This is a genomic window from Nocardia sp. NPDC059228 (assembly GCF_042754245.1).
Taxonomy (GTDB): Bacteria; Actinomycetota; Actinomycetes; order Mycobacteriales; family Mycobacteriaceae; genus Nocardia.
Genome location: NZ_JBHZAL010000009.1, coordinates 179408 through 205714 on the forward strand (window position 1 = coordinate 179408; position 26307 = coordinate 205714).

Annotated in this window: 22 protein-coding genes; 7 read left to right on the forward strand and 15 right to left on the reverse strand. The window is 68.2% G+C overall.

Translation table 11 applies throughout. The features are described 5' to 3' along the window. The first annotated feature begins 19 nt into the window (after positions 1-19). Complete coding sequence (gene glpD, locus ACFXKA_RS17100; protein WP_379427940.1) at positions 20-1696, forward strand: glycerol-3-phosphate dehydrogenase; 1677 nt, start codon at positions 20-22, stop codon at positions 1694-1696. A 116-nt stretch (positions 1697-1812) separates the two neighbouring features. On the opposite strand, the gene ACFXKA_RS17105 is transcribed toward glpD, so the two are convergent. Further along, entirely contained in the window at positions 1813-2316 is a 504-nt protein-coding gene (locus ACFXKA_RS17105; RefSeq protein WP_379427941.1) for a PaaI family thioesterase, read from the reverse strand. 244 nt (positions 2317-2560) lie between these two features. Next, complete coding sequence (locus tag ACFXKA_RS17110) at positions 2561-5170, reverse strand: ATP-dependent Clp protease ATP-binding subunit (protein WP_379427942.1); 2610 nt, start codon at positions 5168-5170, stop codon at positions 2561-2563. A 196-nt stretch (positions 5171-5366) separates the two neighbouring features. Here ACFXKA_RS17110 and ACFXKA_RS17115 point away from each other — a divergent pair, with 196 nt between their 5' ends. After that, positions 5367-6647: a M20 family metallopeptidase gene (locus ACFXKA_RS17115; RefSeq protein ID WP_379427943.1), complete on the forward strand. Its 1281-nt coding sequence runs from the start codon at positions 5367-5369 to the stop codon at positions 6645-6647. Between the two features lie 51 nt (positions 6648-6698). On the opposite strand, the gene ACFXKA_RS17120 is transcribed toward ACFXKA_RS17115, so the two are convergent. Further along, the gene (locus tag ACFXKA_RS17120) at positions 6699-6926 is read right to left on the reverse strand and encodes a hypothetical protein (RefSeq protein ID WP_354841370.1); all 228 of its coding nucleotides are present in this window, start codon (positions 6924-6926) and stop codon (positions 6699-6701) included. Between the two features lie 270 nt (positions 6927-7196). Between ACFXKA_RS17120 and ACFXKA_RS17125 the strand changes: the two genes are divergently transcribed. Then, positions 7197-10811 (forward strand): BTAD domain-containing putative transcriptional regulator, encoded by a 3615-nt coding sequence (locus ACFXKA_RS17125; RefSeq protein WP_379427944.1) that lies wholly within the window; start codon positions 7197-7199, stop codon positions 10809-10811. A gap of 120 nt (positions 10812-10931) precedes the next feature. Here ACFXKA_RS17125 and ACFXKA_RS17130 read toward each other — a convergent pair whose 3' ends face one another. The 3 genes from ACFXKA_RS17130 to ACFXKA_RS17140 form a co-directional block, all read right to left on the reverse strand. Then, positions 10932-11279 carry an Lsr2 family protein gene (locus ACFXKA_RS17130; protein WP_040860441.1) on the reverse strand — a complete coding sequence of 116 codons (348 nt, stop codon included), beginning with the start codon at positions 11277-11279 and terminating at the stop codon, positions 10932-10934. A gap of 135 nt (positions 11280-11414) precedes the next feature. Next, positions 11415-11762, reverse strand: coding sequence for an Rv3235 family protein (locus ACFXKA_RS17135; RefSeq protein WP_379427945.1), 348 nt, complete (start codon positions 11760-11762; stop codon positions 11415-11417). 569 nt (positions 11763-12331) lie between these two features. Next, positions 12332-13828 carry a flavin-containing monooxygenase gene (locus ACFXKA_RS17140; RefSeq protein ID WP_379427946.1) on the reverse strand — a complete coding sequence of 499 codons (1497 nt, stop codon included), beginning with the start codon at positions 13826-13828 and terminating at the stop codon, positions 12332-12334. A 70-nt stretch (positions 13829-13898) separates the two neighbouring features. Between ACFXKA_RS17140 and ACFXKA_RS17145 the strand changes: the two genes are divergently transcribed. Continuing rightward, positions 13899-14909 carry an AraC family transcriptional regulator gene (locus ACFXKA_RS17145; protein WP_379427947.1) on the forward strand — a complete coding sequence of 337 codons (1011 nt, stop codon included), beginning with the start codon at positions 13899-13901 and terminating at the stop codon, positions 14907-14909. Between the two features lie 112 nt (positions 14910-15021). Continuing rightward, positions 15022-15249 (forward strand): hypothetical protein, encoded by a 228-nt coding sequence (locus tag ACFXKA_RS17150; protein ID WP_354850320.1) that lies wholly within the window; start codon positions 15022-15024, stop codon positions 15247-15249. Here the strand turns inward: ACFXKA_RS17150 and ACFXKA_RS17155 are convergent. Both ACFXKA_RS17155 and ACFXKA_RS17160 read right to left on the reverse strand, forming a co-directional pair. Next, positions 15246-16052 carry a nuclear transport factor 2 family protein gene (locus ACFXKA_RS17155; protein ID WP_379427948.1) on the reverse strand — a complete coding sequence of 269 codons (807 nt, stop codon included), beginning with the start codon at positions 16050-16052 and terminating at the stop codon, positions 15246-15248. The two genes, ACFXKA_RS17150 and ACFXKA_RS17155, sit on opposite strands and share 4 nt — an antisense overlap. Before the next feature lie 57 nt (positions 16053-16109). Continuing rightward, complete coding sequence (locus ACFXKA_RS17160) at positions 16110-16976, reverse strand: LLM class F420-dependent oxidoreductase (RefSeq protein ID WP_354850318.1); 867 nt, start codon at positions 16974-16976, stop codon at positions 16110-16112. Between the two features lie 126 nt (positions 16977-17102). Between ACFXKA_RS17160 and ACFXKA_RS17165 the strand changes: the two genes are divergently transcribed. Continuing rightward, positions 17103-17648: a YdcF family protein gene (locus tag ACFXKA_RS17165; RefSeq protein ID WP_379427949.1), complete on the forward strand. Its 546-nt coding sequence runs from the start codon at positions 17103-17105 to the stop codon at positions 17646-17648. Positions 17649-17752: 104 nt separating this feature from the next. Continuing rightward, positions 17753-19348, forward strand: coding sequence for a GMC oxidoreductase (locus ACFXKA_RS17170; protein WP_379427950.1), 1596 nt, complete (start codon positions 17753-17755; stop codon positions 19346-19348). A gap of 64 nt (positions 19349-19412) precedes the next feature. Here ACFXKA_RS17170 and ACFXKA_RS17175 read toward each other — a convergent pair whose 3' ends face one another. The 7 genes from ACFXKA_RS17175 to ACFXKA_RS17205 are packed head-to-tail and all read right to left on the reverse strand — an operon-like array spanning position 19413 to position 26305. Then, the gene (locus ACFXKA_RS17175; protein WP_379427951.1) at positions 19413-19994 is read right to left on the reverse strand and encodes a hypothetical protein; all 582 of its coding nucleotides are present in this window, start codon (positions 19992-19994) and stop codon (positions 19413-19415) included. Between the two features lie 22 nt (positions 19995-20016). Continuing rightward, complete coding sequence (locus ACFXKA_RS17180; protein WP_379427952.1) at positions 20017-20973, reverse strand: MlaD family protein; 957 nt, start codon at positions 20971-20973, stop codon at positions 20017-20019. Next, on the reverse strand, positions 20970-22139 hold the full coding sequence (locus ACFXKA_RS17185; RefSeq protein ID WP_379427953.1) for an MlaD family protein: 1170 nt from the start codon (positions 22137-22139) through the stop codon (positions 20970-20972). The genes ACFXKA_RS17180 and ACFXKA_RS17185 overlap by 4 nt, the downstream gene beginning before the upstream one ends. Continuing rightward, the gene (locus tag ACFXKA_RS17190) at positions 22136-23218 is read right to left on the reverse strand and encodes an MlaD family protein (protein WP_379427954.1); all 1083 of its coding nucleotides are present in this window, start codon (positions 23216-23218) and stop codon (positions 22136-22138) included. Before ACFXKA_RS17190 ends, ACFXKA_RS17185 begins: the two co-directional genes overlap by 4 nt. Then, the gene (locus ACFXKA_RS17195; protein WP_379427955.1) at positions 23218-24294 is read right to left on the reverse strand and encodes an MlaD family protein; all 1077 of its coding nucleotides are present in this window, start codon (positions 24292-24294) and stop codon (positions 23218-23220) included. Before ACFXKA_RS17195 ends, ACFXKA_RS17190 begins: the two co-directional genes overlap by 1 nt. Further along, on the reverse strand, positions 24282-25280 hold the full coding sequence (locus tag ACFXKA_RS17200; RefSeq protein WP_379427956.1) for an MlaD family protein: 999 nt from the start codon (positions 25278-25280) through the stop codon (positions 24282-24284). The genes ACFXKA_RS17195 and ACFXKA_RS17200 overlap by 13 nt, the downstream gene beginning before the upstream one ends. Further along, the gene (locus tag ACFXKA_RS17205) at positions 25277-26305 is read right to left on the reverse strand and encodes an MlaD family protein (protein WP_379427957.1); all 1029 of its coding nucleotides are present in this window, start codon (positions 26303-26305) and stop codon (positions 25277-25279) included. The genes ACFXKA_RS17200 and ACFXKA_RS17205 overlap by 4 nt, the downstream gene beginning before the upstream one ends. Positions 26306-26307: the final 2 nt, after the last annotated feature.

Consider the following 26307-nt stretch of genomic DNA (forward strand, 5'->3'; position numbering starts at 1 on the left):
CGATAACAAGGAGTATTTCGTGTCCGCACAACTGGATCCCGCCTACCGCGCCCGGGCGATTGATTCGCTCGGCGACACCGAAATCGACATTCTCGTGATCGGCGGTGGAGTGACCGGGGCGGGCGCCGCCCTCGACGCCGCCGCTCGCGGCCTGTCCGTCACCCTGGTCGAGGCGCGGGACTTCGCCGCCGGTACTTCCAGCCGGTCCTCCAAGCTCATCCACGGCGGCCTGCGCTACCTGGAACAGTACGACTTCGCGCTGGTCCGTGAGGCTTTGAAGGAGCGCGGCCTGCTGCTGAACAAGCTGGCTCCGCACCTGGTGCACCCGGTGTCGTTCCTGTTCCCGCTGCAGAAGCACTACGAGCGCTTCTACATCGGCGCCGGCATCGCCCTCTACGACACCATGGGCGGCGCGCGGTCGGTGCCCATGCACCGGCACCTGAGCCGTTCCGGCGCACTGGAATTGGCGCCGGCGCTCCGGGAAGACGCCATGACCGGCGCCATCCGCTACTACGACGCGCAGGTCGACGACGCCCGGTACACCATGATGATCGCCCGCACCGCGGCCCAGCACGGCGCGACCGTGCTGACCCGCACCCGGGTCACCGGGCTGCTGCGCGATGGCAAGAAGGTCGTGGGCGCGAAGGTCGTGGATCTGGAAACCGGTCTGGAGCACAGCATCCGGGCCAAGACCGTGATCTCGGCGACCGGGGTGTGGACCGACGACATGATCAAGATGACCGGGGTGGATTTCCCGTTCCACGTGCGCATGTCCAAGGGCGTGCACATCATGGTCCCGCGCGAGAAGCTGGACCTGAACACCGGCATCGCCATGAAGACCGAGAAGTCCGTGCTGTTCGTCATCCCGTGGGCCGAGCACTGGATCATCGGCACCACCGATACCGACTGGTCGCTGGACAAGAACCACCCGACCGCGACCGCCGCGGATGTGCAGTACATCCTCGACCACGTCAATTCGCTACTGCGCGAACCGCTCACGCGTGCCGACATCGTCGGCACCTACGCGGGGCTGCGGCCGCTCATGACCGGCGCGTCGAAGGAGACGTCCAAGCTGTCGCGCGAGCACGCGGTGGCCGAACCGGCCCCGGGCCTGTTCGTCATCGCGGGCGGCAAGTACACCACCTACCGGGTGATGGCCGCCGATGTGGTGGACGCCGCCGCCGAGCGCCTCGGCAGCGATGTCGCGCCGTCGGTGACCGCGAACCTGCCCATCCTGGGCGCGGTCGGCTACCAGGACATGGTCGACACCATCGCCGACGTGGCGGCGCGGGCCGGGCTGCCGGTCGAGACCGTGGCGCATCTGCTGGGCCGCTACGGCTCGCTGACCGCGGAGATCTTCGACCTCATCGCCGCGGTTCCCGAACTGGGCCAACCGATTCCGGGCGCCGAAGACTATCTGGCCGCCGAGGCCGTCTACGCCGCTACCCACGAGGGCGCGCTGCACCTGGACGACCTGCTCACCCGCCGCACCCGCATCTCCATCGAGGTGCCCGACCGCGGCCTGCGGGCGGCGCCGGAGATCGCCCGCCTCATCGCCCCGCGCCTGGGCTGGGACGACGAGCGCACCAATGCCGAGATCAACCGCTACTTCGACCGCGTGCACGCCGAACTGGCGGCCAACGAGGAGAAGGACGACGAGTCGGCCAACGCGGCCCGCATGATCGCCGTCGGCTGACGATCGCCCAGAGCGCTCCGGCGCCGCGCGAGTAATTCCCGCGCGGCGCCGGAGCCGTATTCAATTTCGCGAAAAGCGCCGTGCCGGAATCATTTCCACCAGGAAGAACGCCCGAGTCACAGCCCGATGGTGGGCATCTCCCCGAGGGTCGCACCGAGACTCAGGAAGTGCTCCGGTGCAACCTCGACGAAAATCGCCCGGCCGGTGGCGATCACAGTGTCGCCGTCGGTCAGCGTGGTGTCGATGAAGAGCTTGCGGCCCTCGCGTGCGGCGAGCACCGCGGTGACCACGAAATCGCGGTGCAGGCGGGCGGGGGCGCAGAAGGTGACGTCGAGTTTGACGGTGACCGCGGGCTGGCGCAGCGGGACCAGGATCGCGCCGCAGGCGTCGTCCAGGGCCGCGGCGAGGATGCCGCCGTGCGCCACGCCGGGCGCGCCCTGATGCCGCTCGTCCAGCGTGAAGGTGCCACGCACGGTGTCGCCCAGTCGCCCGAAGGCGATCTGCGGGGAGGCCGGATTGGCGGGGCCACAGCCGAAGCAGCCGGGGTGATGCGGCGGGAAGGGCCCATCGGCGACGAGGTCGCCCAGGGGCAGCGGCGCGGCGTCGCGATCAAGGTCCATAACCAGAAGTTAACGCATATTCAAAACTGGCGTGCGATCGCCCCCGAGCGGGCAGGCCGATCGATAGCGGTGGCCGGGCGCGCCCGGCGACGCCAAGAGCTCCGCCGCAACCATGTTCGATGTGAACGCGCCGACGGACCGCGCGCTGTGGCCCTGGCTGGTGTGAGACGTCCCGGCGCAGGCCATCGAGCCGAACGCCGCGCCGGATCGATTCCGGCGCGGCGCTTTTCGTGTGCGACAGTGCTCAGTGCTTGGTAGGGGACGCCTTGCCGCCCGACGCCTTCGCGCTGTGCTTGCCGTGGCCATTTCCGCCGTCGTGCTTGGCATCCGGCTTGTCGGACTTGGCCTTGCCGCCCTTGCCGACGGTCATGACCGATTCCTCGGTGATCTCGGCGTCGGTCTTCTTCCCACCGGTGTGGTGGATCGCCTCGATCTGCAGACCGCTGCCGTCGGCATCGATGCGCACCGTGTCGCCGGGTGCCAGCGCGCCCTCGAGCAGCTTCTTCGACAGCGCGTTGTCCAGCTGCTTCTGCACGGTCCGGCGCAGTGGCCGGGCGCCGAACTCGGGCTGATATCCGTTCTCCGCCAGCCAGTCCATGGCCCGGTCCGAGACATCCAGGCCGATGTTCTGAGCGTGCAGCCGCCGCTTGGTGCCGTCGAGCACCAGGCCGACGATATTGCGCAGCTGCGACCTGTCGAGCCGGTGGAAGATGATCTGCTCGTCGAGCCGGTTGAGGAACTCGGGCCGGAACTGCCTGCGCAGCCGCTCCTCCAGCTGCGGCGTGATCGAGTCCAGGTCGCCGTCCTTCGCGGACAGGATCAGATCAGAGCCGATATTGCTGGTGAGAATCACGATGGTGTTCTTGAAATCCACCGTGCGGCCCTTGGAGTCGGTGACGCGGCCGTCGTCGAGCAGCTGCAGCAGCACATTGAACACGTCCGGATGCGCCTTCTCGACCTCGTCGAACAGGATCACCGAGTACGGCTGCCGGCGCACCTTGTCGGTGAGCTGGGCGGCGTCGTCGTAGCCCACGTATCCGGGCGGCGCGCCCACCAGCCGCGAGACGGTGTGCTTCTCCTGGAACTCACTCATATCGAAGCGGATGAGCCGGTCCTCGTCACCGAAGACCGCCTCCGCCAGGGCTTTCGCGAGTTCGGTCTTGCCGACGCCGGTGGGGCCCAGGAACAGGAACGAGCCGATGGGCCGGTTGGGGTCCTTGAGCCCGGCGCGGGCGCGGCGCACCGCCTCCGCCACCGCGACGATGGCCTCGTCCTGGCCGACCACCCGCCGGTGCAGATCCTGTTCCAGCTTCAGCAGTTTCGCGCGTTCCTCGGTGGTGAGGTCGGCGACCGGGATACCGGTCTGCCGCGACACCACCTCGGCGATATCGGTGATCCCGACCGTCGGGATCTCGGTGCGGTCCACCTCGTCGGCGGTCTTCTTCTCCAGCTTCGAGATTTCGGCTTTGATCTTGTTGGCCCGCTCGTAGTCCTCGCCGGCGACCGCCGCGTCCTTCTCCCGATTCAGGTGCGCCAGTTTGTCTTCCAGCTCACGCACCTTGGGATCCGGCGTGCGCGTACGCAATCGAACCCGCGCGCCCGCCTGGTCCACCAGGTCGATGGCCTTGTCCGGCATGAAGCGGTCGGTGATGTAGCGGTCGGACAGCTCGGCCGCGGCGATCAGCGCCTCGTCCAGGTAGCGCACCTGGTGGTGCTCCTCGTACACATCGGAGAGCCCGCGCAGGATCTCGATGGTGTCGGCCACCGACGGCTCGGACACCATGACCGGCTGGAAGCGGCGTTCCAGGGCCGCGTCCTTCTCGATGTACTTGCGGTACTCGTCGATGGTGGTGGCGCCGATGGCGTGCAGTTCGCCGCGGGCCAGGGCGGGCTTGAGCATATTGCCCGCGTCCATGGAGCCTTCGCCACCGCCGCCCGCGCCCACGATGGTGTGCAGCTCGTCGATGAAGATCACCAGTTCGTCGGAGTGCTCGCGCACCTCGTCGAGCACCTTGGTGAGCCGCTCCTCGAATTCGCCGCGATATTTGCTGCCCGCCACCATCGAGCTCACGTCCAGCGCGATGACCCGGCGATCGGTCAGGGTGGCGGGCACATCGCCATTGACGATGCGCTGGGCCAGGCCCTCCACGATCGCGGTCTTGCCGACGCCCGGATCACCGATGAGAACCGGATTGTTCTTGCGCCGCCGCGACAGGATCTCGACGGTCTGCTCGATCTCCTCGGCGCGGCCGACCACCGGATCGATCTTTCCGGCCCGAGCCTCCGCGGTGAGGTCGCGGCCGTACTCGTCGAGGGTCGGGGTGTCGGAAGGCTCCTTGGCGGTCTGGGCGGCGGGCATCTTCGCGCCCGAGAGGGCCTGGGCGGCGGGGCTGTCGTGCACGCCCGCGATGCCGAGCAGAATGTGCTCGGGCCCGATGTAGCTGCTGCCCGCTTCGGCGGCGCCGCGCTGCGAATTGCGCAGGGCCAGCTTGGCACCGGGGCTCAGGGCCAGGGCGTGGTCCTGGCCGTGCGCGCCGACGCCGCTGCCCGCGGCGGTCCGCATCTGCTTGCGCAATTGTTCGGGGTCCCTGCCGATTTCGGCGATGATGCTCTGGGACGGCTCGATGGCGGCGGCCGCGTAGAGCAAGTGCTCGGGGGTGATCTCGGCGCTGCCCCACTCGTGGGCGGCCTGCCGGGCGGAGTCCACGACCTGTTTGGCGCTCTCACTCAGCAAACGACTCAGATCGATGCGCTGCACCGGCGGCTGGCGGGACATTCCGGATCCGAAGAATCGGTTGAAGATATCGTCGAAGGAGTCGAACGACCCCATCGAACTGGGCCAACCCTGGGTCATGGTCACCTCGTGGCTTCGGGTGACGCTCGGAAGGACTCGGGTTCGCAACGAGCCTGCCGACGCGTCAGCTAACGGATGGCGAACTCGAGGTCCACAGTAGTAGCCTCGGCGCGGACGGCAAATGGCCGTAACGACTTTGTTTTGGATCGGTTCGGCCCTCGCCCCGTCGTCGGAATACCGGCCGAACGGAGTCCCGATGCCTGCGATCCACGACGAACTCGACGCCCGCGCTGAGGCGGTGGCCGGACAGGTGGTGCGCTGGCGGCGGCATCTGCACGAACATCCGGAGCTCTCCAATCGCGAGGTGAACACCGCGGCGCTGATCAGCGATCACCTGAAAGCCTCGAACCTGGACGAGGTTCGCACCGGCATCGCCGGGCACGGGGTGGTCGGTGTGTTGCGCGGCGGGCAGGCAGGCGACCGGGTGGTGGCGCTGCGCGGGGACATCGACGCACTGCCGGTGCCGGACCTGTGCGGGGTGCCGTTCACCTCCCACGTGATCGATCAGCAGTACCCCGGCGGGCCGTTCCCGGTGTCACACGCCTGCGGGCACGACTGCCACACCGCCATGCTCATGGGCGCGGCCACTGTCCTGGCCGGTGTCCGCGAAAAACTGCCGGGCACCGTACTTTTCGTGTTCCAGCCCGCCGAGGAAGGCCCGCCGGTGAACGAAAAGGGCGGTGCGCGTGAGATGCTCGCCGAGGGCGCGCTCGACGATCCCGCGCCGACCATGGCGTTCGGATTCCACGTCACCCCATATCCCAAGGGCTACATCGGATATCGGGTCGGGAACCAGTTCGGGGCGTCCTGCCTGGTCAGGATCACCCTCACCGGCCAGCAGGTCCACGGGTCCACACCGTGGATGGGCATCGACCCGATGCCGGCGGCCGGAGCGATCCTGACGGGCATCGGGCAGCTCTACCGGCAGATCAGCGCCTTCGACCCGGTCACAGTGAGCATCGGGCACGTCGAGGACGTCGGGCGGTTCAATATCATCGGCCAGACCTTGACGCTGTGGGGCACCATCCGCTGCGCGGTGGAGCACGACATGGGCGAGGTGCAGCCGCGGCTGCGGACGCTCGCAACGAACACCGCGGCCGCCTACAACTGTTCGGCCGCAGTGGATTTCCTGCAGGATGTGCCCGCCGTGCACAACGAGCAGGCGTGGATGGATGCCGGGCTGCCCACCTTCCGCCGGGTAGCCGGGGACGACCGGGTCGTGCCGACGGGGGCCACGCTCGGATACGACGACGTCTCGGAGTTCGTCAACAGGTACGGCGGGCTGTACGTGACGCTGGGCGTGCAGGACACGCAGCTCGACGCCGCGGCTCTGCCCACGCCGATCCCCGGTGGGCGCGGACTCTTCATGAACCACAACCCGCACTTCTACGCCGACGACGACACCCTCGTCACCGGCGTGCGGCTGCACGCACACGTGGCCTACGACCATCTGAGCGGCGTGCTGGTATCCGAATAGTTGGTGCCGCAGTCGATTTCCGCGCCGCGATCACCCTCGCGGCGGAAACCGTCAGCGCCCGGCGACAACCGGCATGAACGGCGCGTAGTCGCGGACGTGCCCCTCGGTCCAATCCCAGAGGGACTTCGGGTCCACGGACACGCCGCGCTGCAGAATCAGCCGCCAGCCATCGTCCTGCTTCTCCCAGATATCGCCGTCGCGGTCCACGTACATGCCGGTGCTCTCGGGCTCGATGCCGGTCTCTCCCAGGCCCCTGGGGAAATCCACTGGCTTCGTCACACCAACCACCCCTTAACTTCAAGGTTGCTTCCAGTCAGAAGTATTCTCCCCGCCCACTCTTGCGATCCACTTCCGGCCGGGTTGTGTGAGGTATTCGCACCGTTAGCATTGGAAACGGAATTCCGTACCACACGGTCTTCTTTATGACCGCGACCCGCCCATAACTATCCGACAACCATTCGGCTACCTTTTGGCATCTCCAGGTTTTTGAGGGATAGTGCTCTTCTTGCGGCGAATGACCAGTTCGCTTCCGGTCGCAGGAGGACACCGATGGCAGGCGCGGAGCTGAGAGTGCTCGGCCCCCTGCAGCTGTCCGTCGACGGTCGCGACACGCCCCTGGGCACGCCCATGCAACGCGCCGTGCTGGGCCGCCTCATCGTCGCGCACGGCCAGGTCGTGAGCACCGAACGGCTGATCGACGACCTGTGGTCCGGGCACCCGCCACCCAAGGCCACCGCGGTACTGCAGGTGCACATCCACAATCTGCGGCGACTGTTCGAACCCGAGCGCCCGCGGCGTGCGCCCTCCCGCTTCATCGTGTCCGAGTCGTCCGGGTACGCCCTGAAGATCCCCGAGAACGCCGTGGACGCATGGCATTTCGAACAGCAGCTGCGGACCTATCAGGAACTTGTCAGCAACCCCGAGATCCACACCGATCCCACCGAGCGCAATGCCCTGCTGGAGGCCGCCCTGTCACTCTGGCACGGTCCCGCGCTGGAGGCCTTCGCCGAGGCCGACTGGTCCGTCGCCGAGGCCGACCGGCTCACCGATCTCTACCTCACCGCTGTCGAACTCAATGCCCGCACCGAATTGGAATTGGGCCGCTCCGGCGAAGTGGTCCGCGAACTCCGCCAGCTCTTCGAGGACAATCCCGGCCGCGAGGAAATCGTCCGCCTGCTCGCCCTGGCGCAATACCAGCTGGGTCAGCAGCTCGAGGCGCTCACCACCATCCGGCGCTCCCGCGAATTCCTCGGCGGCCTATTCGGCGTGGATCCCTCCCCCGCGTTGCGCCAACTCGAAATAGCGATTCTCAATCACTCCGCCGGCCTCGCCCAGACCCCGCCCCTGCCGGCGCACGACCGCCGCCCCACCGGCCCTGCCGCATCCCCTGCCACCACCATGAGCAGGGCCACTCCCGCGCCCGTCTCCAGCCCGGGCATCGAGATCGCGAAAACCAGCACCGCCCCCGGGGCTGCCGACGGGTTCCATTGCGCTACCGGGTATCTCACCGAGTTGTCGGAGCTGCTGAACGCCGCCGAGGCGGCGCGGGCCGGGCAGTTGCGGGTCGCCTGGGTGGCCGGAGAGGCGGGAATCGGCAAGACCGTACTGGCGGAGGCCACCCTCGCCACGCTGTACACCGCGGGCTGGACCGCGGTGACGGGGACCTGCCCGGAGATCGACGGCGCGCCCACGGCGTGGGCTTGGACCGAGATCAGCACCGCCCTGGACGTGAGCGAGCCGAACCGGGCTGCGGCTGGACAGCTTTCGGAGAGCGCGGCCCGCGCACCGGGCACTCTCGCCGCGGCACCGCCGGATACCGTCTCCTCCCAGTCGATTTCACCGGGCGCACCGCGGCCGAGCGCGATCGACGCGGAGACGCCGGCCGAGGACGTGTTCACGCTGGCGCGGGTCATCGCGGAAAAATGCAGGCGCGCGGCCGGTTCCGCGCCGGTGGCGCTGCTGCTGGAGGACGTGCAGCGGGCCGATCCGGAGACCTTGCAGGTATTGCGGCAGGTGGTGAGCTGGCTGCGGGACGAGCCGGTATTCGTGCTGGTGACGATGCGACGATCGGAGGCTGCGCAAGGGCCGCACAATACGGTCGCGGCGCTGGCGCAGCATACGGGCGCCTGGCTGGAGCTCAATGGACTGGACGTGGAGGGAACGCGGCGAGCCGCGGCGGCTGCCGGGCTGACGGGGATCGAGGCCGAGGCGCTGGAACAGCTGCACCGGCGGACGGGCGGGAATCCGCTGTTCGTCCGGGAGGTGGCGAAAGCGGCTGCCGCACAGGGGAGTTTGGACGAGGTGCCGGATTCGATCCGGGAGCTGATCGAGGATCGGGTGGCGCAGCTGCCCGACGGGGTCGCCGAGGTGCTGCGGCAGCTGTCCATCTGGGGTGAGAGCGTCGATCTGGCGATCCTCAGTGCGGCGGTGGGGCTGGCCGAGGACACCGTGATCGATCTGGTCGCGGCGGCCGAGGCGGCCGGACTGGTAGGCTCCGGGAGCGGCGGGAGTATCCGGTTCGAGCATGGGCTGATTCGCGATGCCGTGTATCTGGGCATACCGCCGCTGCGCCGGGGCCGGATGCACTGGGCCGCACTGGAGCTGCTGGAACAGCGTGCCGACGCCTATCCGGCGGTGGCGCGGGACCCGGATGTGCTGGCCCGGCACGCCCTCGCCGGCGCGACCGCCGAAACCGCCTCGCGCGCGATCGAATACGTGGAGCGGGCGGCCGAGCGGCGCACCAGCCGCGGGATCCGCAGTGCCGGTGTGCGGCTGCTGCGGTCGGCGGTGGACCTGCACCGGCTGGCGCGCCACGACGCCGACCACGCGCCCGCCGGCGACCGCATAGCACTGCTGCGCACCCGCTGCGCGCTGGTCACGGCGCTGGCCTACGACAATCGGCATCGGGAGGCCCGCGTGGAACGCGACCGGGCCCTCACCCTCGCCGAGCAGCTGGGCGATCCGGACCTGGTGGTCCGGGCATTGACCTGCTGGCGCGCCCCGATCATCTGGGCGATTCGCAACTGGCGCAGGCCCGATCAGCACATGCGGCGGGCGCTGGCGGGCGCCCTGACCCGGTACGGCATCGGCCCGTCCACCCTGGCCCTGCTGGTGAGCGACGCCCCCGGCCCCGCGGCGCCGACCCGTGACGTCTCGAATGCCGTTGCGGCACAGTCTGATTCGAACGATGCGACAGATGCCGATCTGGTGCGCCTGCTGGTCGCGGCGACCTTCGAGACGGGACTGGTGGAGTCGGCCGCCGGGCAGCGACTGGCGCGGCTGGCCCTCGGGACGGCGCGGCGCACCGGCGATCCCGAATTACTGTGTGCCGCCATCAATGCGGTGACCTATCTCGCATTCGAGTACGACACGGAGTTCTCGGCACTGGTCGAGGAACTGGAGGGGCTGGCGACCGCCGCCGGACTGGCCGAGTACCGGGCGCTGGCGCATTATCTGGGATACCGGGCCGCGGTGGCCCGGGCGGATCTGCGGGAGGCGGGGCGGCGGGCGACAGCCGCGGTGGAGTTCGCCGACGAGGGCCAGCTGCAGCCGCTACTGGATATGGTCAGCTGTTTCGCCGGGACCATGGAACTGCTGCGCGGGAACATCGACGCGGCCGATGAGCTGTACCAGCGGTTCACCACCCGCACCCGGCTTTCCGGCGTCGCCAATCACGCGGAGGCGGAGTTGTTCTGCGCGCTCTCGACCGGATGGGCGCGGGGTGAACTGGGGAGCCTGACGGATCGGCTCGCGAACGCCTATGCGGCCCTGCCGGCGGCCGCCGCCCCGGCCTACACGCTCGCGCTGCTGCAGAGCGGACAGCGCGAGCGCGCACGCGGCGTGTACGAGGACTCGGATCCGATTGCGGCGGGCTTCTATCCGGTCCTCATGTCGGCATTGCGGGCGGTCGCCGCCATCGAACTCGGCGACACTCCAGCAATTCAGCGGCTCTACGTATACCTCGCACCGCACAGCGGCACCCTGATCGGCCTCGAAACGGGGATGACCGAGTTCGGCCCGATGGATTCGATCCTGGCGGCGCTGGCCGCCGCCCAGGGCGATGCCGAGGCGGCCGCTGCGCATCGCGAACTCGCCGAACGCCTACTGGAAAGGATTCGAGCCGAACTTCCCGAGTGCGGCGCCGCGCTACTGCGCGCGGCCTGATGCACGAGAAATCCGGATCGAGCCATTGGCCTGAAATGTCGCTCCGCCTCCCCGCGCTTAGAGCCGATGTCCACGGACTCTCGGCTCCCAGCGAATTTCCAGCGCCCTGATTTGCGCTGGTTAATTCTTGGCGCGCTGGTAAGCGTCGACGATCTCGGCCGGGATACGGCCGCGCGAGGAAACCTGGTGCCCCTGAGCGCGCGCCCATTCGCGGATCGCGGTGCTCTCCTCGCGGTCCACCGCCGGACGGGTGCGGCCGCCCGCGGCCACCTTGCCGGTCCGCTTGGAACGACCGACCTTGCGGGCCTTATCGGTCCACGGTTCCAGGGCCTCCCGCAGCTTGCCGGCGTTCTTGTTCGACAGGTCGATCTCGAAGTCGTTGCCGTCGATCGAGAAAAAGACGGTCTCGTCGGCCTTCGATTCGCCGTCGTAGTCGTCAACCAGAGTTACGGTGACTTTCTTCGCCATGGACTGCCCTTCCACGTGTGAGGTGCCGCTATTCGCCGAAATGTTAATGCCGCGCGATGCAGGATTCAAACCAGGCGCGAATCGAATTAGGGGCGACCAGACTATTCTGCTATTACCGCAGAGACCGTCCGGTCTTCAGCACACCCGGAATGCTGCCAAGCGCCACCCGGAACGACCGTGGACAATGCGTGCGGCGAGCGCGAAACGCCGGCCGCCGCGATCGTAACCCGCGCAAACTTCCGCCTGCCCCGGCCCGGCCATGATCACATCCACCCTGGTGAGGATGGCGGTGCCGAGCTCCCGCCCGGGCAGCCGTCCCGCCCCCGCCAGGGTGCGCACCGCGGCCGCCACCGCCGGCTCGGCGAGCGGCCCCAGTTGCCGCACCGAACGGCGGCCGTCCAGCACCTCGAGCGCCACCCGCAGCGCCGCACCGGCGAATTGCCTTGCCGCAGTGTTGCATTCATCACCACCCCGGGCTTTCACAGCGTGCGAAGAACGCAGAAGCCGTTGCAGGCCGACCGATCCGGGCGCAGCAGACACCGATCGGCGATCCACTCGATTCCGGCATCCGGGCGATCGGCCCGCGGTGGCGGCCGGCCACTGATCGGGCCGCGGCACCCGGCGGCCCACCTCCGGTGCGTGGCGGCCTGCCCTTGGAACCTGGCGGACCGGATCCGCCTTGCCGCGACACTGTTCCAGCGGCGGCTCGAATCGTGGTGCGGGCAGCAGGAATCCGCCCACCGCTGTCCGCGACTCCACCGCTTTCCCCGAGTTCACCGCTGTCCCTGAGTCCACCGCTGCCCGCGACTCGACCACCGCTCTCGTCTCGACTCCTCCCATGGCGCGAAAGCATGGCAGTCCAGCCGAACGCGGACGGCCCGAAATCAGGGTTCGCACCCCTCCCCGGGGTACTTCAGCAGCGCGAGCCGCCCCAGCAGGTCGGTGGGCAGGTAGAGCAACCGGCTGGTGGTCCACAACTGCCCGGACTTCGGGTCGTTCGAACCGGAGGTACTGCGCGCGAGCGAACCGGAGGTACTGTGGCGGACGCGAATTCAGTGGACCGGTTCGAGCACCTCGGCCGCCGCGACCGGCCGCAGCGTCTTGCCGAGGTCGGTGCGCAGGACCATGGCGGTATCCAGCAGGTAGTTCTGCCGCACCTGCCACGGATGCCGATCGCCCTGGCGCGGGAAGTCGCCGATCGAGCGCTGGACGTACCCGGAGGCCAGATCCAGCAGTGGCCGCTCCTGCAGGCTGCGCTGCGACTGCGGGACGACCGCGCGGTACCCGTTGCGGTCCATGTACCCCAGCACCTTGCAGACCAGTCGCGAGGTGAGGTCGGCGCGCAGCGTCCAGGAGGCGTTGGTGTAGCCGATGCACACCGCGAAGTTGGGCACGCCGGTCAGCATGGTGCCCTGCCAGACGAACTGCTCGGACAGCTCCACCGGTGCGCCGTCGACCACCAGGTCGACGCCGCCGAAGGCGAGCAGCTGCAGGCCGGTGGCGGTGACCACCACATCGGCCGCGAGCACCTTGCCCGACTTCAGCCGGATGCCCTCGGGCACAAAGGTTTCGATGTGATCGGTGACCACCTCGGCCTTGCCCTTGCGCATGGCCTTGAAGAAGTCGGCGTTGGGCACCGCGCACAGGCGCTGATCCCACGGGTTGTATTCGGGCGTGAAATGCTCGGCGACGAGCTTCTCGTCCTTCAGGATTCGGGTGGTGAGCCCGGTGAGCAGCTTGCGGGCGGCCGCGGGACGACGCCGGCAGTACTGGTAGAAGCCGATGTTGAGCAGGATGTTCTTGGTGCGGATGAGCCGGTGCGCCAGGTTCGGCGGCAGCAGTTCGCGCATCCGGTCGGCCACCTTGTCGCGGCCGGGGACCGCGGAGATCCAGGTGGGGCTGCGCTGCAGCATGGTCACCAGTTCGGCCTGCTCGGCCATGGCCGGGACCAGGGTGACCGCGGTCGCGCCGCTGCCGATGACCACCACGCGCTTGCCGGTGTAATCGAAGTCCGCGGGCCAGAACTGGGGGTGCACCACGGTGCCGGCGAAGTCGGCGATGCCCGGGAACTCGGGCTCGTGGCCGTGGTCGTAGTTGTAATAGCCGGAGCAGGAGTAGAGGAATCCACAGGTGAGCGTGCCGCGCTCGACACCGTCGGAACTGCGCCGCTCGACAGTGAGCGTCCACTGCGACTCGCCGCTGTCCCATTCCGCGCCAACGACTTTGGTGCCGTACCGGATGTGCTTGTCGATGCCGTTCTCGGTGGCCGTCTCGGTGATGTAGCGCAGGATGGCCGGCCCGTCGGCGATCGACTTGGCGTCACGCCAGGGCTTGAACGGGTAGCCGAGGGTGAACATGTCGCTGTCGGAGCGGATGCCCGGGTAACGGAACAGGTCCCAGGTGCCGCCGAGCGCGTCGCGCGCCTCGAGGATGGCATAGCTGCGGCCGGGCTGCTCGGCCTGCAGGCGATACGCCGCGCCGATGCCGGAGAGCCCGGCTCCGACGATGACGACGTCGAGGTGTTCGGCGAGAGGTTGCGCGGCGTTCATGACTTCCAGTCTGTTGCGCCCGCCATCCGGTTTCTTGACTCTGCACGACAAGTATTTGATCCTTGACGACATGTCGGTGATCAGATCCGCCGGACTGCGGGGTTTCCGCGCGACCGTGGCCGAGCTCGGCGCGGACGCCGAGGAGCTGGCCGCCGCCTGCGGACTGCCGCTCGCCGCCCTGGACACCGACGATCTACTGGTCCCCGACCATGCGGTCGGGGCGGTGCTGGAGCTGGCGGCCCATCGGCTCGACTGCCCGGATCTGGGGCTGCGGATGGCGTCGCGGCAGGACCTGGACATGCTCGGCCCGCTGGCGCTGGCCATCCGTAATGCCACCACCCTGGCCGCGGTGCTCGACTGCACCTCGCGGTACCTGTTCGTGCACGCCCGCTCGCTCAGTCTGACCATGGCACCCGACCCGTACGGCGATCGCGGCGTCATCGCCCTGCGCTACGGCGCCACCGCACCCGGCCTGCCCACCCCCGTCCAGGGCACCGATCTCGGATTGGCCTTCGTGCACAGGACGATTCAGCGCCTGGCCGAGGACCGCTACGGGCTGCGCTCGGTGGAGGTCCCCTACCGGCCCGCCGCCCCGATCCGGGCATACGAGGAATTCTTCGGCGCGCCAGTGCGAATCGAGCGTCCGGCCGCACTGCTGCGGATACCGGCCGCTCTCGGCAATCGGCAACTCTCCGGCGGCGACGAGAACCTGCACCGGATGGCGATGGCCTTCCTGGCCCAGCAGTCCGGCGGCGCGGCCACGGCGATCGCGCCACGCGTGCGGACCACCCTGCAGAAGCTCCTGGGCACCACCGCCCCCGAAATCGATGCCGTGGCACGGCTGCTCACCATCCATCCGCGCACCCTGCAGCGACGGCTGGCCGCCGAGGAGACGAGCTTCGCGGCGATTCTCGACGGGGTCCGGCGCACCGAGGCGCGACGCTACCTGACCACGACCGATATGCCGATGAGCCAGGTGGCCTCGCTCATCGGTTTGTCGGAACAGTCGGTATTCACACGTTGTTGCCAGCGCTGGTGGGGTGCAACGCCGACCGCGGTGCGCAAGGGCAAAGCGGGCTGACCACACCGGATGTCAACGGGATGCCACCGAGTTTCGATGGGCCCATTGGCAAATCACGCACGGCGAGTCGCTCACGACACGCACTCGATTTGCGAGTCGCCGCGTGTCGATCATGGTCAATCGGCGCTCCCGCCCCCAGGATGTCCTGATGATCGCCGAATGCCCTTCCTGCGCTTGGCCCTCTCCGACGGCTGTCTCCTCCCACCGCGGGGTGCAGTACCTGCGCTGTGTGTGCGGCCAGTGGCTGATCAGCGTGCACGGGAAGGTGGTCGGCGCGGCCGGGGGCACCACGTTCAGCGGGAACAATCCCCTGGCCGAGATCGCTGGAATCCGGGATTAACTCGCCGGCACGAAGATTCGCGCCGACTCGATGCGCAGCCCGCGGTCGGCGAAATCGAGTTCGGCGATACCGCGGCCCTCACGGGTCTCCACCGACACCGTCACCGAGTGCCCGGCGGCAATGGCCTTGCTCCAGCGCAGGCCCTTCACCCGAGTGGTGAAGTCCTCCAGCGACATCGCGCCGTCCACACCCCACTCCAGGCGGGTGACCGGAGCCAGAACCGCACGGGCACTGGACGAATCACCGGCGGCCACGGCATCCAGCAGCTGCCCGGCGGCTCGCTTGCCCGCCGCGCCGACACCGCGCAGGCCGGACATGAAACCGATCGCCCCGCCGATGCCCTGATTGCCGAGCAGCTGCGGGCCCAGCTTGGCCCCCGCCAGCAGGCCCTGCGTGCCCGATCCCAGCAGCTGGCCGATCATGCCCGCCAGCTCCCAATGTGCGCGCAGGGCGCGGATTTTCAGCGCGCCGTCCACCTCGGCCAGGTCATAGCGCAGATGCATGGGCACGTGCAGGGTGACCCCGGTGGACATGGTGGTGGCGATGGTGAGGTCACGGAAGACCGTCATGCCACACACCACGTCACCGGTCACGTCGAAGACGATGCCGTTGGGCGCGATGAAGGTGTCGTAGAAGCGTTCGATAGCCTCGCGCCCGATGTGGGGGCGCGAGCCGACCGGGTCCTCGACGCTGCCGTTGTCGGCGAAAAGGCCCACCCAGGCGGCCTTGTCGTGCGCGCCGACCGCCCGCGGTGACGCTTCGACGGTCGCCAATAGTTCGGCGGCGGTGGGTTTCGCGGGCACAGTGTCCTCCAGATGTTGGCAAGCGCGCGCGATGATACCGAACGCCCCGGCCCCGGACTAGATGGTCGCCAGGCGCGGGAGCAGGCGGTCGGCGAATTCGGTCGCGAAGGCGACGGGATCGCCATCGGGCATGAAGTCCAGCTCGGTGATGCCCAGGGCGGCGAGCTGCTCGGCATCCCGCAGCACCTGGTCCGGATTGCCGAGGGCATCAGACACGTAGACCCCGGTCTTGCGGATGGCGTCGTAGTCGCGGCCCTCGGCCTCGCAGTGCGCGCGCAGCACGGCCAGCTTGGCGGCGACCTCCTCGGGGCTGCTCGCGAAGAGATTGCAGGCGTCGGCGTAGCGGGCCACCAGCAGCAGCGTCTTGCGCTCACCGCCGCCGCCGATCCGGATGGGCGGGCGCGGCCGGCTCAAAGGCGCTGGCACGCACAGGGTCTCGGCGAGCTGGTAGTGCTCGCCCTTGTACGGCCCATTGTCGGGGCCCCACATCTGCAGGCAGATCTGCAGTGTCTCCTCGAGCCGTTCGAACCGCTCGGCCATCGGGACGACCGGTACGCCGAGCCCGCGCTGTTCCCGCTCGTACCAGGACGCGCCGATGCCCAGTTCGGCTCGGCCGCCCGAGAGCACGTCGAGGGTGGTGACGATCTTGGCGAGCAGGCCGGGATAGCGGTACATCACCCCGGTCACCAGCAGTCCCAGCCGCATGCGCTCGGTCAGCGCCGCCAGGTAGCCGAGGGTGGTGTAGCCCTCCAGCATGGGTTCCTCGGCGCTGCCCCGAAGCTCCATCTGGAAGTAGTGGTCCATGACCGTGAACTGCGCGAATCCGGCCTGTTCGGCAATGCGGGCGGTATGCGCCAGCGTAGACGCGATCCGGTCGGTCGCGGCGGGGTGCGAGTAGTTCCAGTAGTGCAGGCCCAGCTCCATGGCGGACTCCTCCGTTGGGGACGACATGCCTTTGTTTCGTGCGTGATGCCATGCGTTCGTGCGCAATACAGTCTGCCCCACGATCACACCGGGAAGGTCGACGGCGGGATCGGTACCGTCGGAGGCGTGCCTGCTCTCCGGAGGGTCATCGCAGGGGTCGTCACCGTGACAGCGCTGATCGTCGCTCTCGCGTTCGCGGGGCTGCCGGTGTTCGTGCACCCGCAGGTGGATCCGCTGAGCCGGGCCGACGCCATCGTGGTGCTCGGCGGGACGGCCTACGCGCGCTACGACGTCGGGCTGCGGCTCGCCGAGCAGGGCTATGCGCCCGAGCTGCTGATCTCGCGATCCACCGGGCAGAACGACCCGGTGATGGACCGCTACTGCGACGGCGGGTTCGACTTCACGGTCTCCTGCTTCGTGCCGAATCCGTGGACCACCCAGGGCGAGGCCGAGGAAATCCGCCGGCGGGCCCGGGCCGGGCACTGGCAGCACATCATCGTGGTGACCTATACACCGCACGTCTCGCGCGCGCGATACATCGTGGGGAAGTGTTTTTCCGGACAGATCACCATGGTCGCCAGCCCCAGCGATTCGGGGCTGTTGTTCTGGGCGTGGATGTATGTGCGGCAGTCGGCGGGTTATGTGCGTGCGTTTCTGCAGCGCGGATGCTGAGCCGAAAGATGGGCCACGGCCGCGCAATTGAGCGGTTACGATGAGGTCCGGGCAAAAGAAGCGCGTCCGTCACGGGGGTGGATGCGGGTGCGGGAGGATTTCCGGTGCGTATCGACGACCTTCGTGCCGTGCGGGACAGCGAGCTGACGGCCGACCTCTGCATTATCGGGTCCGGACCGGCGGGCCTGACCCTGGCTGCCGAACTCGCGGGAAGTTCGCTACGAGTGCTGGTGCTGGAGAGCGGCGGGCGCGAACTCGACCCCGGCACCGATGCGCTCAATGACATCGAGAATGTCGGCGCCGCGCGGGCCCAGCCGTATCGCAATGCCCGCAATCGCATTCTGGGCGGCAGTTCGCACACCTGGAGCGGACGCTGCGCACCGCTGGACGAACTGGATTTCGCGGCCCGCGCCTGGGTCCCGTTCTCCGGCTGGCCGATCGGATTCACCGAGGTCCAACCGTATCTGGATCGGGCGGCGGGCCATCTGGGACTGGGGTACGGGGCCGGGTTCACCGGCGACCGGTTCTGGGAGCTGGCCGACCGGACCCCGGCCCATCCGGAGGTGGACCGGCGCTGGCTGCGGCCCTACTTCTGGCAGATCAGCAAGGACCCGGCGGATCCGTTCGACTCCAAGCGATTCGGCGCCCATGCCGGGGAAATCTCCGCGGCCAATGTTCGAATTCTACTGAATGCCACCGTTTCCCATATCGATACCGATCCGGACGGCAGCCGGGTCGAGGCATTACGGGTGGTGGATTCCGACGGTAATATCCGTATCGTGCGTGCGACGCGAATTGTCCTGGCCGCCGGAGGAATCGAAAACGCGCGCCTGTTACTCGCATCCAATCGCGTTGTGCCGGACGGTATCGGTAATCGTCACGACGTGGTGGGCCGGTATCTGCTGGATCATCGTTGCGGCGTGGTGGGCGCGCTGGACCCGCACACCTCGGCCGCCGCGCGTGACCGATTCGGCAAATACGTGGTGAAAACCCGCGGCGGTAAGCACACCTTCCTGCACGGGCTGGCACTGTCGCCGGAAATCCAGGCCGACGAGGGACTCCTCAACTGTGCCCTGTGGATTCAGGAGGTGCCCGCCGAGGACGACCCCTGGGAGTCGGTGAAGAACCTGCTGCGCGGGCACCTGAACCTGCACGACGCCCGCACCGTCGCCGGCCATCCCGGCCTGCTGCTCTCCGGGGCCAAACGCCGTCTCATCGACCACACCGGCCTGCCGCGCAAGCTCGAGCACGTGGAACTGCGCTGCATGGTGGAGCAGACCCCGGATCCGCGCAGCCGGATCACATTGAGCGACACCGTTGATCGCCTCGGCATCCCGCATCCGCGCATCGACTGGCAGGTCAGCGCCCAGGAGGACGCCACCGTCCGCCGCGCCGCCGCCCTGGTCGCCGGCGAGTTCGCCCGCCTCGGCTATCCCCCGCCCGCCCTGGACGAATGGGTCCGCGAGGCCAGTGATCTCCCGGTCCGGCTGACCGACTGGGCGCACCCCACCGGCGCGACCCGCATGTCGGCGGACCCGCGCACCGGCGTCGTGGACGGCGACTGCCGCGTGCACGGCATCAGCAACCTCTATATCGCCGGCAGCTCGGTCTTCCCCACCAACGGCCACGCGAACCCCACCTTGACCATCGTCGCGCTGGCCGTGCGACTGGCCGACAAGCTGCGCGGCGCCGCCGCCTGACAGGTGCGCCGAAAGGCCGGCCGAGCTCGAAAGCTACGGCGGGCCGAGGTCTTCCGGGACGCGGTTATTGCTTGGGCAGCGGGAGGTCGATGCCGCCGACGTCGGTGACCTTCCAGCCGCTTCCGGGGTCGACGCTCACCGTGTAGTAGATGGTGGTGAGGACGCCGTCCGGGTTTTGCGCATTGGTGGAGTTGACGTTCAGATAGACGTTCACCTTGTAGGCGCCGTTGTCGCGACTGGTGACCTGCGAGCTGAGCAGGGTCGGGCTCGAGGTCCACTTCAGCGGAACCAGGATCTCCTGCAGCTTCGAAGAGGTGGCGTCGAACTTGCTCGCCAGCGCCGGGGTGGTGTTGGACTTGAGGCGAGCGGTCCAGGCGTTGAAGTCGGAGAAGTTGAGGTTGGCCGCGCCCATGGCGTAGTCGGAGGCCACCTGCTCGGCGTGCTTGTCGTTCGCGGCCTGGGTGTCGCGGTCCTTCAGGTCGCCGCGCGCGGACTGCCACAGCACGGTGACCGTCACCAGCGCGCCGACGAGCAGCACCGCGGCGACCGCGGTCGCCAGGGTCGAGACCTTCAGCTGCACCGTCTTGGCCGGCGCCGGCGCCGGATCCGGGTCGACCGGCTGCTTCGATTCGGTGTCCTGAGACATGGTCTCCTCCTTGCTGATACTGCTACTTCACGCCGACCTGCACGCGCACGGCACCGTCACCGGTGGACGCGAGCGCCTGTGAGATCAAGCTGCTGATATTGAGCTGAGGCCCGGCGGTGCGTGCCGCGTCGGCGAGCGGCTGCAATTGGGGCGCGAGGGTCTTCAATTCGGGTCCGGCCTGCTGCAGCCATTCGGTCAGCTTGGCCAGGAAGGGCGCCAATCCGTTGCCGGAGACGTATGCCTGCGGCCCGGGGGCACGGTCGACCAGTCTACCGACGGCATTGATGAGCTCCTCGAGCGACTGCTCGAACTGCACGAACGCCGGAGCCGCGGCCGCCGTGGCCTCGCCCATGCCATCGATATTCGAGGCCGCCGCCTGGAAGCTGTTGAGTAGCTGGGCAATCTTGGGCTCGCGGCTCATAATCGCGGCGGCCAGTAGATCACCGGCCCGGGTCAGGTTCGGCATGGCCGAATCCGTGTCGTGGAAGGCCGCTCCCAGCGTGCTCGCCAGCGAGGCCGCGACCTTCGGGTCGAGCTGGTTCATGACCTTGTTGACCAGTCGCGACACCTCGGGAATGGACAGCGGCGACTTCACCATGGCGGCATCCAGGCGCTGGCCGTCCCTCAGGTACGGCCCGCCCGCGGTGCGGGGCCGGAATTCCACGAAAGGCTCGCCCAGCGCGGACAGCTGCTCGATGGTGACATCACTGTCGGTGGGCAGCCTGCGGTCCCCGTCGATGCGGAAGCCCACCTCGACGCCGCGCGCGGTGGAGTCCACCGACGTGATCCTGCCGACCCGCATGCCGGTGAGCAGGATGGGTGAACCCACGCTCAGCCCACCGGAATTCGCCATCACCATGGACCCGTCGGTGTGGTGTGCGAACGGATCCGCCCGCACCACGCCGAAGGTCAGATAGCTCGCGCCCACCACGGTGACGGCCGCGATGCCGCCCAGCGACGCCAGCGAACCCCACTTCATCGCACCGCTCCGATCATGCGCAGCCCGGCCAGCATGTTGGTGACCTGATCGTCTCGGGAGACCGAATCCGCCTGGATGCCGGTGATGTTCACCTTGGGCCCGTTCTCGACGAACGGAATCAGCTTGTCCCGCAGCAGCGAGGTCAGCAGCGACAGGTTCGATGGCACCGACAGGTCCAGCGGCCGTCCCGAAAGCGCCAGCGGTGCAAAGGATTGCGTCACCGGATCCAGCGCGGTGGCCAGCGGGGCCAGCCACACCAGCGACTGCCCGAGCTGGCCGAGCACGGCGAAGATCTCGGTGACGCCCTTGATCGAGCCGGTGATCCCGGTCATGGCGTCCACCGACTCCTGGCCGAGCTCATGGTCCAGGAAGTCCGCGCGATCGTGCAGCACCTGGGCGTTGACACCCAGACCGTCGAGCAGCTTGTCGACCTGGTCCAGATTGGCCGCCAGATCCACCGCGTTCCCGGCCGCGTTCCGCGCGATCCGCTTGGTCTCCTCGGGATCGCGGGGCAGCACCGCATTGAAATGGTCGATGATGTCCTGCAACTGATTCACGGCACCGCCCTGGGTGAAGGCCGCCAGGGCGGCCATGGTGTCCTCGAGTTGCACCGGCGGGCGGGTATGGTCCTGGGTGATGGTGCCGCCGTCCTTCAGCAGCGACCCGAACCCGTCCGGCGGCGTGGTCAGCGCCAGATGGATGTCACCCAGCACCGTGTTCTGCCGCAGCTCGGCCACCGTCGTGACCGGCAGCTGCACCTTGGACGAGATGTCCGCGTCCACCACGACATAGCCGCCGCGCCCGCCCGCGTGCGCCGAATCCACCACGCGCACACCGCTGACCGAACCGACCTGCGCGCCATTGGCGATGACCTTGGCCTTCGCGGGCAGATTCAGCACATTGCCGAACTCGATGTGAATCCGGTAGGTGGGCCCCGAAATCGTGGTGCCCGGCACCGGCACCGAGGACGGATCGAAGGCACAGCCCCCCGCCCCGGCGAACAACCCGGCGGCCAGCACCGCGGCTCCGGCACGCCTGGCCACACGTCCCCGCGGACGCACGTCGGAGCCTGCCCCCTGCACAGGCTTCGACCACACCGAGCCGCCCTCTCCCGCACCGGAACCGGGCCGGGTGGCGACGACGATCTCCCAGCGTCCGAACCTCATCGCACACCTGCCATTCCGAGCACCAACGGGACCAGCGGGACGTTCACCATGCCGTTGGCGGCGTCGGTGCAACTGCCCGGGGTGACGGCATTGACTGCGGCGCAGACCTGTTCGGCCTGCGTGGCCGGCAGGGCCGCGCGCGGAGAGCCATAGGTAATGCCGTTGCCCATGATGTTCTGGGCCGCATTGGTCAGCACCGGCAGTTTCAGCATGACCTCGGAGAGCGAGCCGACATTGGCACGCAGCAGCCGGACCAGCGGCAGGGTGTCGTCGAGACCGCGCATGATCGGGTCGCCCGCGATGGTGACCAGATCATTGAGCATGGGCAGTACCTCGCCGAGCCGGTCGATGAGTTGCGCACCGGGACCGAGCAATTCGGTGCTGGCATTGTTCAGGGCGGGGGCCAGCCGCAGCAGCATGGAACGCAGGTCGCCCCAGTGCTGCTCGACCTTCGCACCGACCGCGGCGAAGGCGTCGAAGATGCCCGCCAGGTGCCCGATGTCGGCGTCCGGCTGGGCCAGCGCCGAACCCAGCTTCTTGACGATCTCGTTGATCTGCGGGCCGGCGCCCTGGGTGGCCGAGTCCAGCGCGGACAGGCCGTGCGCCAGCGCATCCGGCGCTTGCGCCTGCTGCAGCTGCGAGGACAGGTCGGCCAGCGCCGTCAGAGTCTCGGTAATGCTCTTGGGCGTCAGGGTTTTGGTAATGCACTGCGATGAATCCCAGTGCGCCAGATCCTTGCCACTGTTGAGCACCGCCAGATTGCGGTCGGCCACAATCGAATCCGAGACGGTGGTGGCGGCGGCATCGGCATACACGGGGTACTTCGCGTTGACCGAGAACTTCACCTTGACCTTGGTGCCGTCCGAATCGATGGAATCGACGGTGCCGACCGCGATTCCGCGCATGGTCACCTTGTTGCCCGCGTACAGACCGACCGCGTCGGGCATGACAGCGCAGTAGGACACGGTCTTCTTCATCGGGTTGAACCACAGCAGGTACCCGACCACCGCCAGCAGTACCACCAGCGCCGCACCGGCGACCGACATGAATGCCTGCGATCCGAGCATCCGCTTGAACATCAGCAGTCCTTCCCCGGCACCGGAATGCACACCTGCGGCTGTGCCACGGGCTGCTGCGGCTGTGCCGCGGGCTGGTCCGATAGCGCGACGATCTGCTGCGAATGGTCGATCTGCACGCCGCCGTCCGGAATCACCAAGTCCGACAGCTTCTTCTGCAGGTCCTGCGCGGCGGTCAGGGTCGGGGTGAACTTCTGGCCGAGCTGTTCGAGCTGGGTGATGGCGTCGGTCAGCTTGGGCTTCAGATCCGACCAGGTGGGTTCCGCACCGCCGAGCCGGCCGAGCACATCGCTGAGCAGCCGGATGGCCTCGGCCATCTCGGCATGCTTGTCGTCGAGCACGGTGACCAGCAGGTTGGCATTGTCCATGAGCCGGCCCAGATCGGATTTCGCGCCGTCGTACATGCGCACGTACTCGTCGGCCACGGCCACCGCGTTGGACACCTGGCCGCGCTGCTTGTCCAGCGCGTCCACATAGGTGTCGACCGTGGCCAGCGTGGTGCGCAGGGTGTCGGGCGAACCGTCGATCGAATTACCCAGCGCCGCAAGGTTCTTGTTCAGCATCGAACCGTCGATCTTGGCGAGCGGGGCGGCCGCGTCCTGGAAGGTCTCGATCAGGCTGTAGGGCAGGCGCACCCGGTCCGCCGGAATGGCCGCCGACCCCAGCGGCTTGCTCCCGGCCGGGAACACCGCCACATAGTGGCCGCCGACAATGGTCAGCATGCGAATGTCGAGGGAGGTCTGATCACCCAGGAACACATCGGATTTCACCGTGAAGCGCATGACGACCTTGTCCGGCTTCAGTTCCAGCGACTTCACCTCGCCGACCGAGATGCCGGCGATGCGCACGTCGTCGCCCGCCTTCACCGACTGCGCCTCGGACAGTTCCGCGGTGTAGGTGTGCTTGCCGAACGGGATCACGTACAGCGCACCGGCGGCCGCCAGGCCCAGCACCACGAGCACCGCGCCGACGACGCCCTTGCGCAGGTGCCGCTTCTGCTTGGTGGCGTCGTCGACCACCCGATCGTCACGTATCGAACCGAGCCCGCTCCAGAAGCGGGGCAATGTCATCCGTTGCATATCGCCACCTGCTGTCCCGACACGAGCACCCTGACCACCGCCGGCACATCGGCGGTTCCCTTGCTGCACACCGGCTTCCAGCCGCTCGGGCTGGTCGGCAGGGCCGCGTCGGCCGCGCCGAGCACCGCGGGCAGGCGGCCGAAGGCGTCCACCGCCTCCTTGGCGTCGGGGAAGATCTTGCGAATCAGCGCGTCGACATCGGACCCGCTGTCGATCCCCAACGAGCGCAGCAGATTGTCGATGGGCCGCAGCACCGAGGGCGCGGTGACCGCGAATTGCGCCAGGCCGCCGATATTCTGCTGCAACGCCTCGAAGATGTCGGAGAGCTGCTTCAGCAGCGGCACCAGGTAGTGCACGCGCCCGCCCAGCCGGTCGGACAGATCCGACATGTTGTGGATCAGCGTGCCGATCACCTGCTGCCGGTTCTCCACATACGACGCCAGTTTCCCGATCGCGTCCATGGCCGGGCCGATGCCGCTGCCGTCACCTTCGATCAGGGCCACCATGCTGGCGCTGAACTGGTTGATGGCCTCCGGGGAAATGGTCTGCAGCACCGGCTTCAGGCCGTTGAACAGCTGCGTCACATCGAACGACGGCACGGTGTGGTCCTCGCCGATGCGCGCGCCCGCCGGAATCCGGTTGCCCGGCTGCGGCTGCTGCTGCAGATCGATGTACCGCTGCCCGGTCAGATTCTGGTAGCGGATGGCCAGTTTGGAGTTGTCGTAGACGGGCGCATCGGTCTTGACCGACAACTGCACCCGCGCCTTCGCACCCTCGAGACCGATCTGCTTCACCTTGCCGACCTGCACGCCGAACATGCGCACGTCGTCGCCGACCTTCAAACCGTTGGCGTCGGTGAAGATGGCATCGTGGGTCTCGGTTTCCCCCGACACCGGGCGCTGAATCGCGGTGAGCACCAACATGAGCACCACCACGATGACGCCCGCGAACAGGGCCAGCCGCCAGGCCGCCGATTTCACCCTCATCGCGCCCCTCCCAGCAGTGGCACCGCGATGGCCGGCACACCCTTCAGGTCGACCTCCACATTCAGCACCGGCCCCTGCCCGGTGTCCGGCATGGCCGCGCGCAATCGCTCCAGCAGCAGGCGCAATTCGGACGCGGACTGCTGCGGCTGCGGCACCATCTGCGCGAGTGCGGTCAGCACCGGGACCAGCATGTCGGTGGTGCCGGAAAGCTGATTCCCGGCCTGGGTGAAGGTGGTCGCCAGCGCCGGCAGCAGCTGACCGGTGACCGTCGCGACGCCCTTGTCGTAGGCGGCGCGGTCGGTCTGCAGCCGCTGCATACTGCGGATCAGATCCACCACCTGCACGGTCGCGCCCGCGAACCGGCCGCCGCCGTCGAAGGCCGGGCCGAGGTTGCCGGCCAGCTCCGACATCGGCATCTTCTGGTTGTCGGTAATCGTGCGCTGCGCGGTGATGAGCGCCTGCGCCAGCGGCATGAGCGCCTGGGTATCGGCCGCGGCCTGCGCGATCACCGACGCCATCTGCGGGGTCAGCACCGAACCGCCCACCTGCGAGGCGCTGCGCAGCAGCGAGCCCATGGTGGCGTCGTAGACCGCGGCGGCGCGGCCGCCGGTGAAGTCCAGCACCGTGCCCGAGCGCAGCGGGGAACCGCCCGCGCCCCTGCGCAATTCGATCTCGCTGATGCCGAAGAGGTTGGCCGGCGCGTAATCCACCTGCAGGCTGTCGTCCAGCCCGAACAGCTTGGCATCGTCGAGCCGCAGCGAAATCTGCTGTGTCCCGTGCTGATCCGGCGCGATCTCCGTGACCTTGCCGATCACCACGCCATTGGCCCGCACGTCGGTGCCGACCAGCACACCGTCACCGATCTGCTCGGTGCGCAGTGAAATCGGTAATCCGGCCTCGGTTTTCTGTGACCGGTACAGCGCCCAGCCCGCCACCACGGCCAGCACCAGCGCCAGCGCGACAGTGCCGACCGTCATCGCCCGCTTGCGATCGACGGCCACACCCGGCATTCCGTAATTCGGCATCC

What these genes read in the sequence shown, in the direction of transcription:
- ACFXKA_RS17195 (WP_379427955.1), bottom strand. Translation starts at nt 24,294, where the DNA reads ATGCAACGGATGACATTGCCCCGCTTCTGGAGCGGGCTCGGTTCGATA.
- ACFXKA_RS17175 (WP_379427951.1), bottom strand. Translation starts at nt 19,994, where the DNA reads ATGTCTCAGGACACCGAATCGAAGCAGCCGGTCGACCCGGATCCGGCG.
- ACFXKA_RS17205 (WP_379427957.1), bottom strand. Translation starts at nt 26,305, where the DNA reads ATGCCGAATTACGGAATGCCGGGTGTGGCCGTCGATCGCAAGCGGGCG.
- ACFXKA_RS17125 (WP_379427944.1), top strand. Translation starts at nt 7,197, where the DNA reads ATGGCAGGCGCGGAGCTGAGAGTGCTCGGCCCCCTGCAGCTGTCCGTC.
- ACFXKA_RS17190 (WP_379427954.1), bottom strand. Translation starts at nt 23,218, where the DNA reads ATGTTCAAGCGGATGCTCGGATCGCAGGCATTCATGTCGGTCGCCGGT.
- ACFXKA_RS17160 (WP_354850318.1), bottom strand. Translation starts at nt 16,976, where the DNA reads ATGGAGCTGGGCCTGCACTACTGGAACTACTCGCACCCCGCCGCGACC.
- ACFXKA_RS17130 (WP_040860441.1), bottom strand. Translation starts at nt 11,279, where the DNA reads ATGGCGAAGAAAGTCACCGTAACTCTGGTTGACGACTACGACGGCGAA.
- ACFXKA_RS17185 (WP_379427953.1), bottom strand. Translation starts at nt 22,139, where the DNA reads ATGAGGTTCGGACGCTGGGAGATCGTCGTCGCCACCCGGCCCGGTTCC.
- ACFXKA_RS17110 (WP_379427942.1), bottom strand. Translation starts at nt 5,170, where the DNA reads ATGACCCAGGGTTGGCCCAGTTCGATGGGGTCGTTCGACTCCTTCGAC.
- ACFXKA_RS17145 (WP_379427947.1), top strand. Translation starts at nt 13,899, where the DNA reads ATGTCGGTGATCAGATCCGCCGGACTGCGGGGTTTCCGCGCGACCGTG.
- ACFXKA_RS17105 (WP_379427941.1), bottom strand. Translation starts at nt 2,316, where the DNA reads ATGGACCTTGATCGCGACGCCGCGCCGCTGCCCCTGGGCGACCTCGTC.
- ACFXKA_RS17140 (WP_379427946.1), bottom strand. Translation starts at nt 13,828, where the DNA reads ATGAACGCCGCGCAACCTCTCGCCGAACACCTCGACGTCGTCATCGTC.
- ACFXKA_RS17200 (WP_379427956.1), bottom strand. Translation starts at nt 25,280, where the DNA reads ATGAGGGTGAAATCGGCGGCCTGGCGGCTGGCCCTGTTCGCGGGCGTC.
- ACFXKA_RS17115 (WP_379427943.1), top strand. Translation starts at nt 5,367, where the DNA reads ATGCCTGCGATCCACGACGAACTCGACGCCCGCGCTGAGGCGGTGGCC.
- ACFXKA_RS17150 (WP_354850320.1), top strand. Translation starts at nt 15,022, where the DNA reads ATGGTCAATCGGCGCTCCCGCCCCCAGGATGTCCTGATGATCGCCGAA.
- ACFXKA_RS17180 (WP_379427952.1), bottom strand. Translation starts at nt 20,973, where the DNA reads ATGAAGTGGGGTTCGCTGGCGTCGCTGGGCGGCATCGCGGCCGTCACC.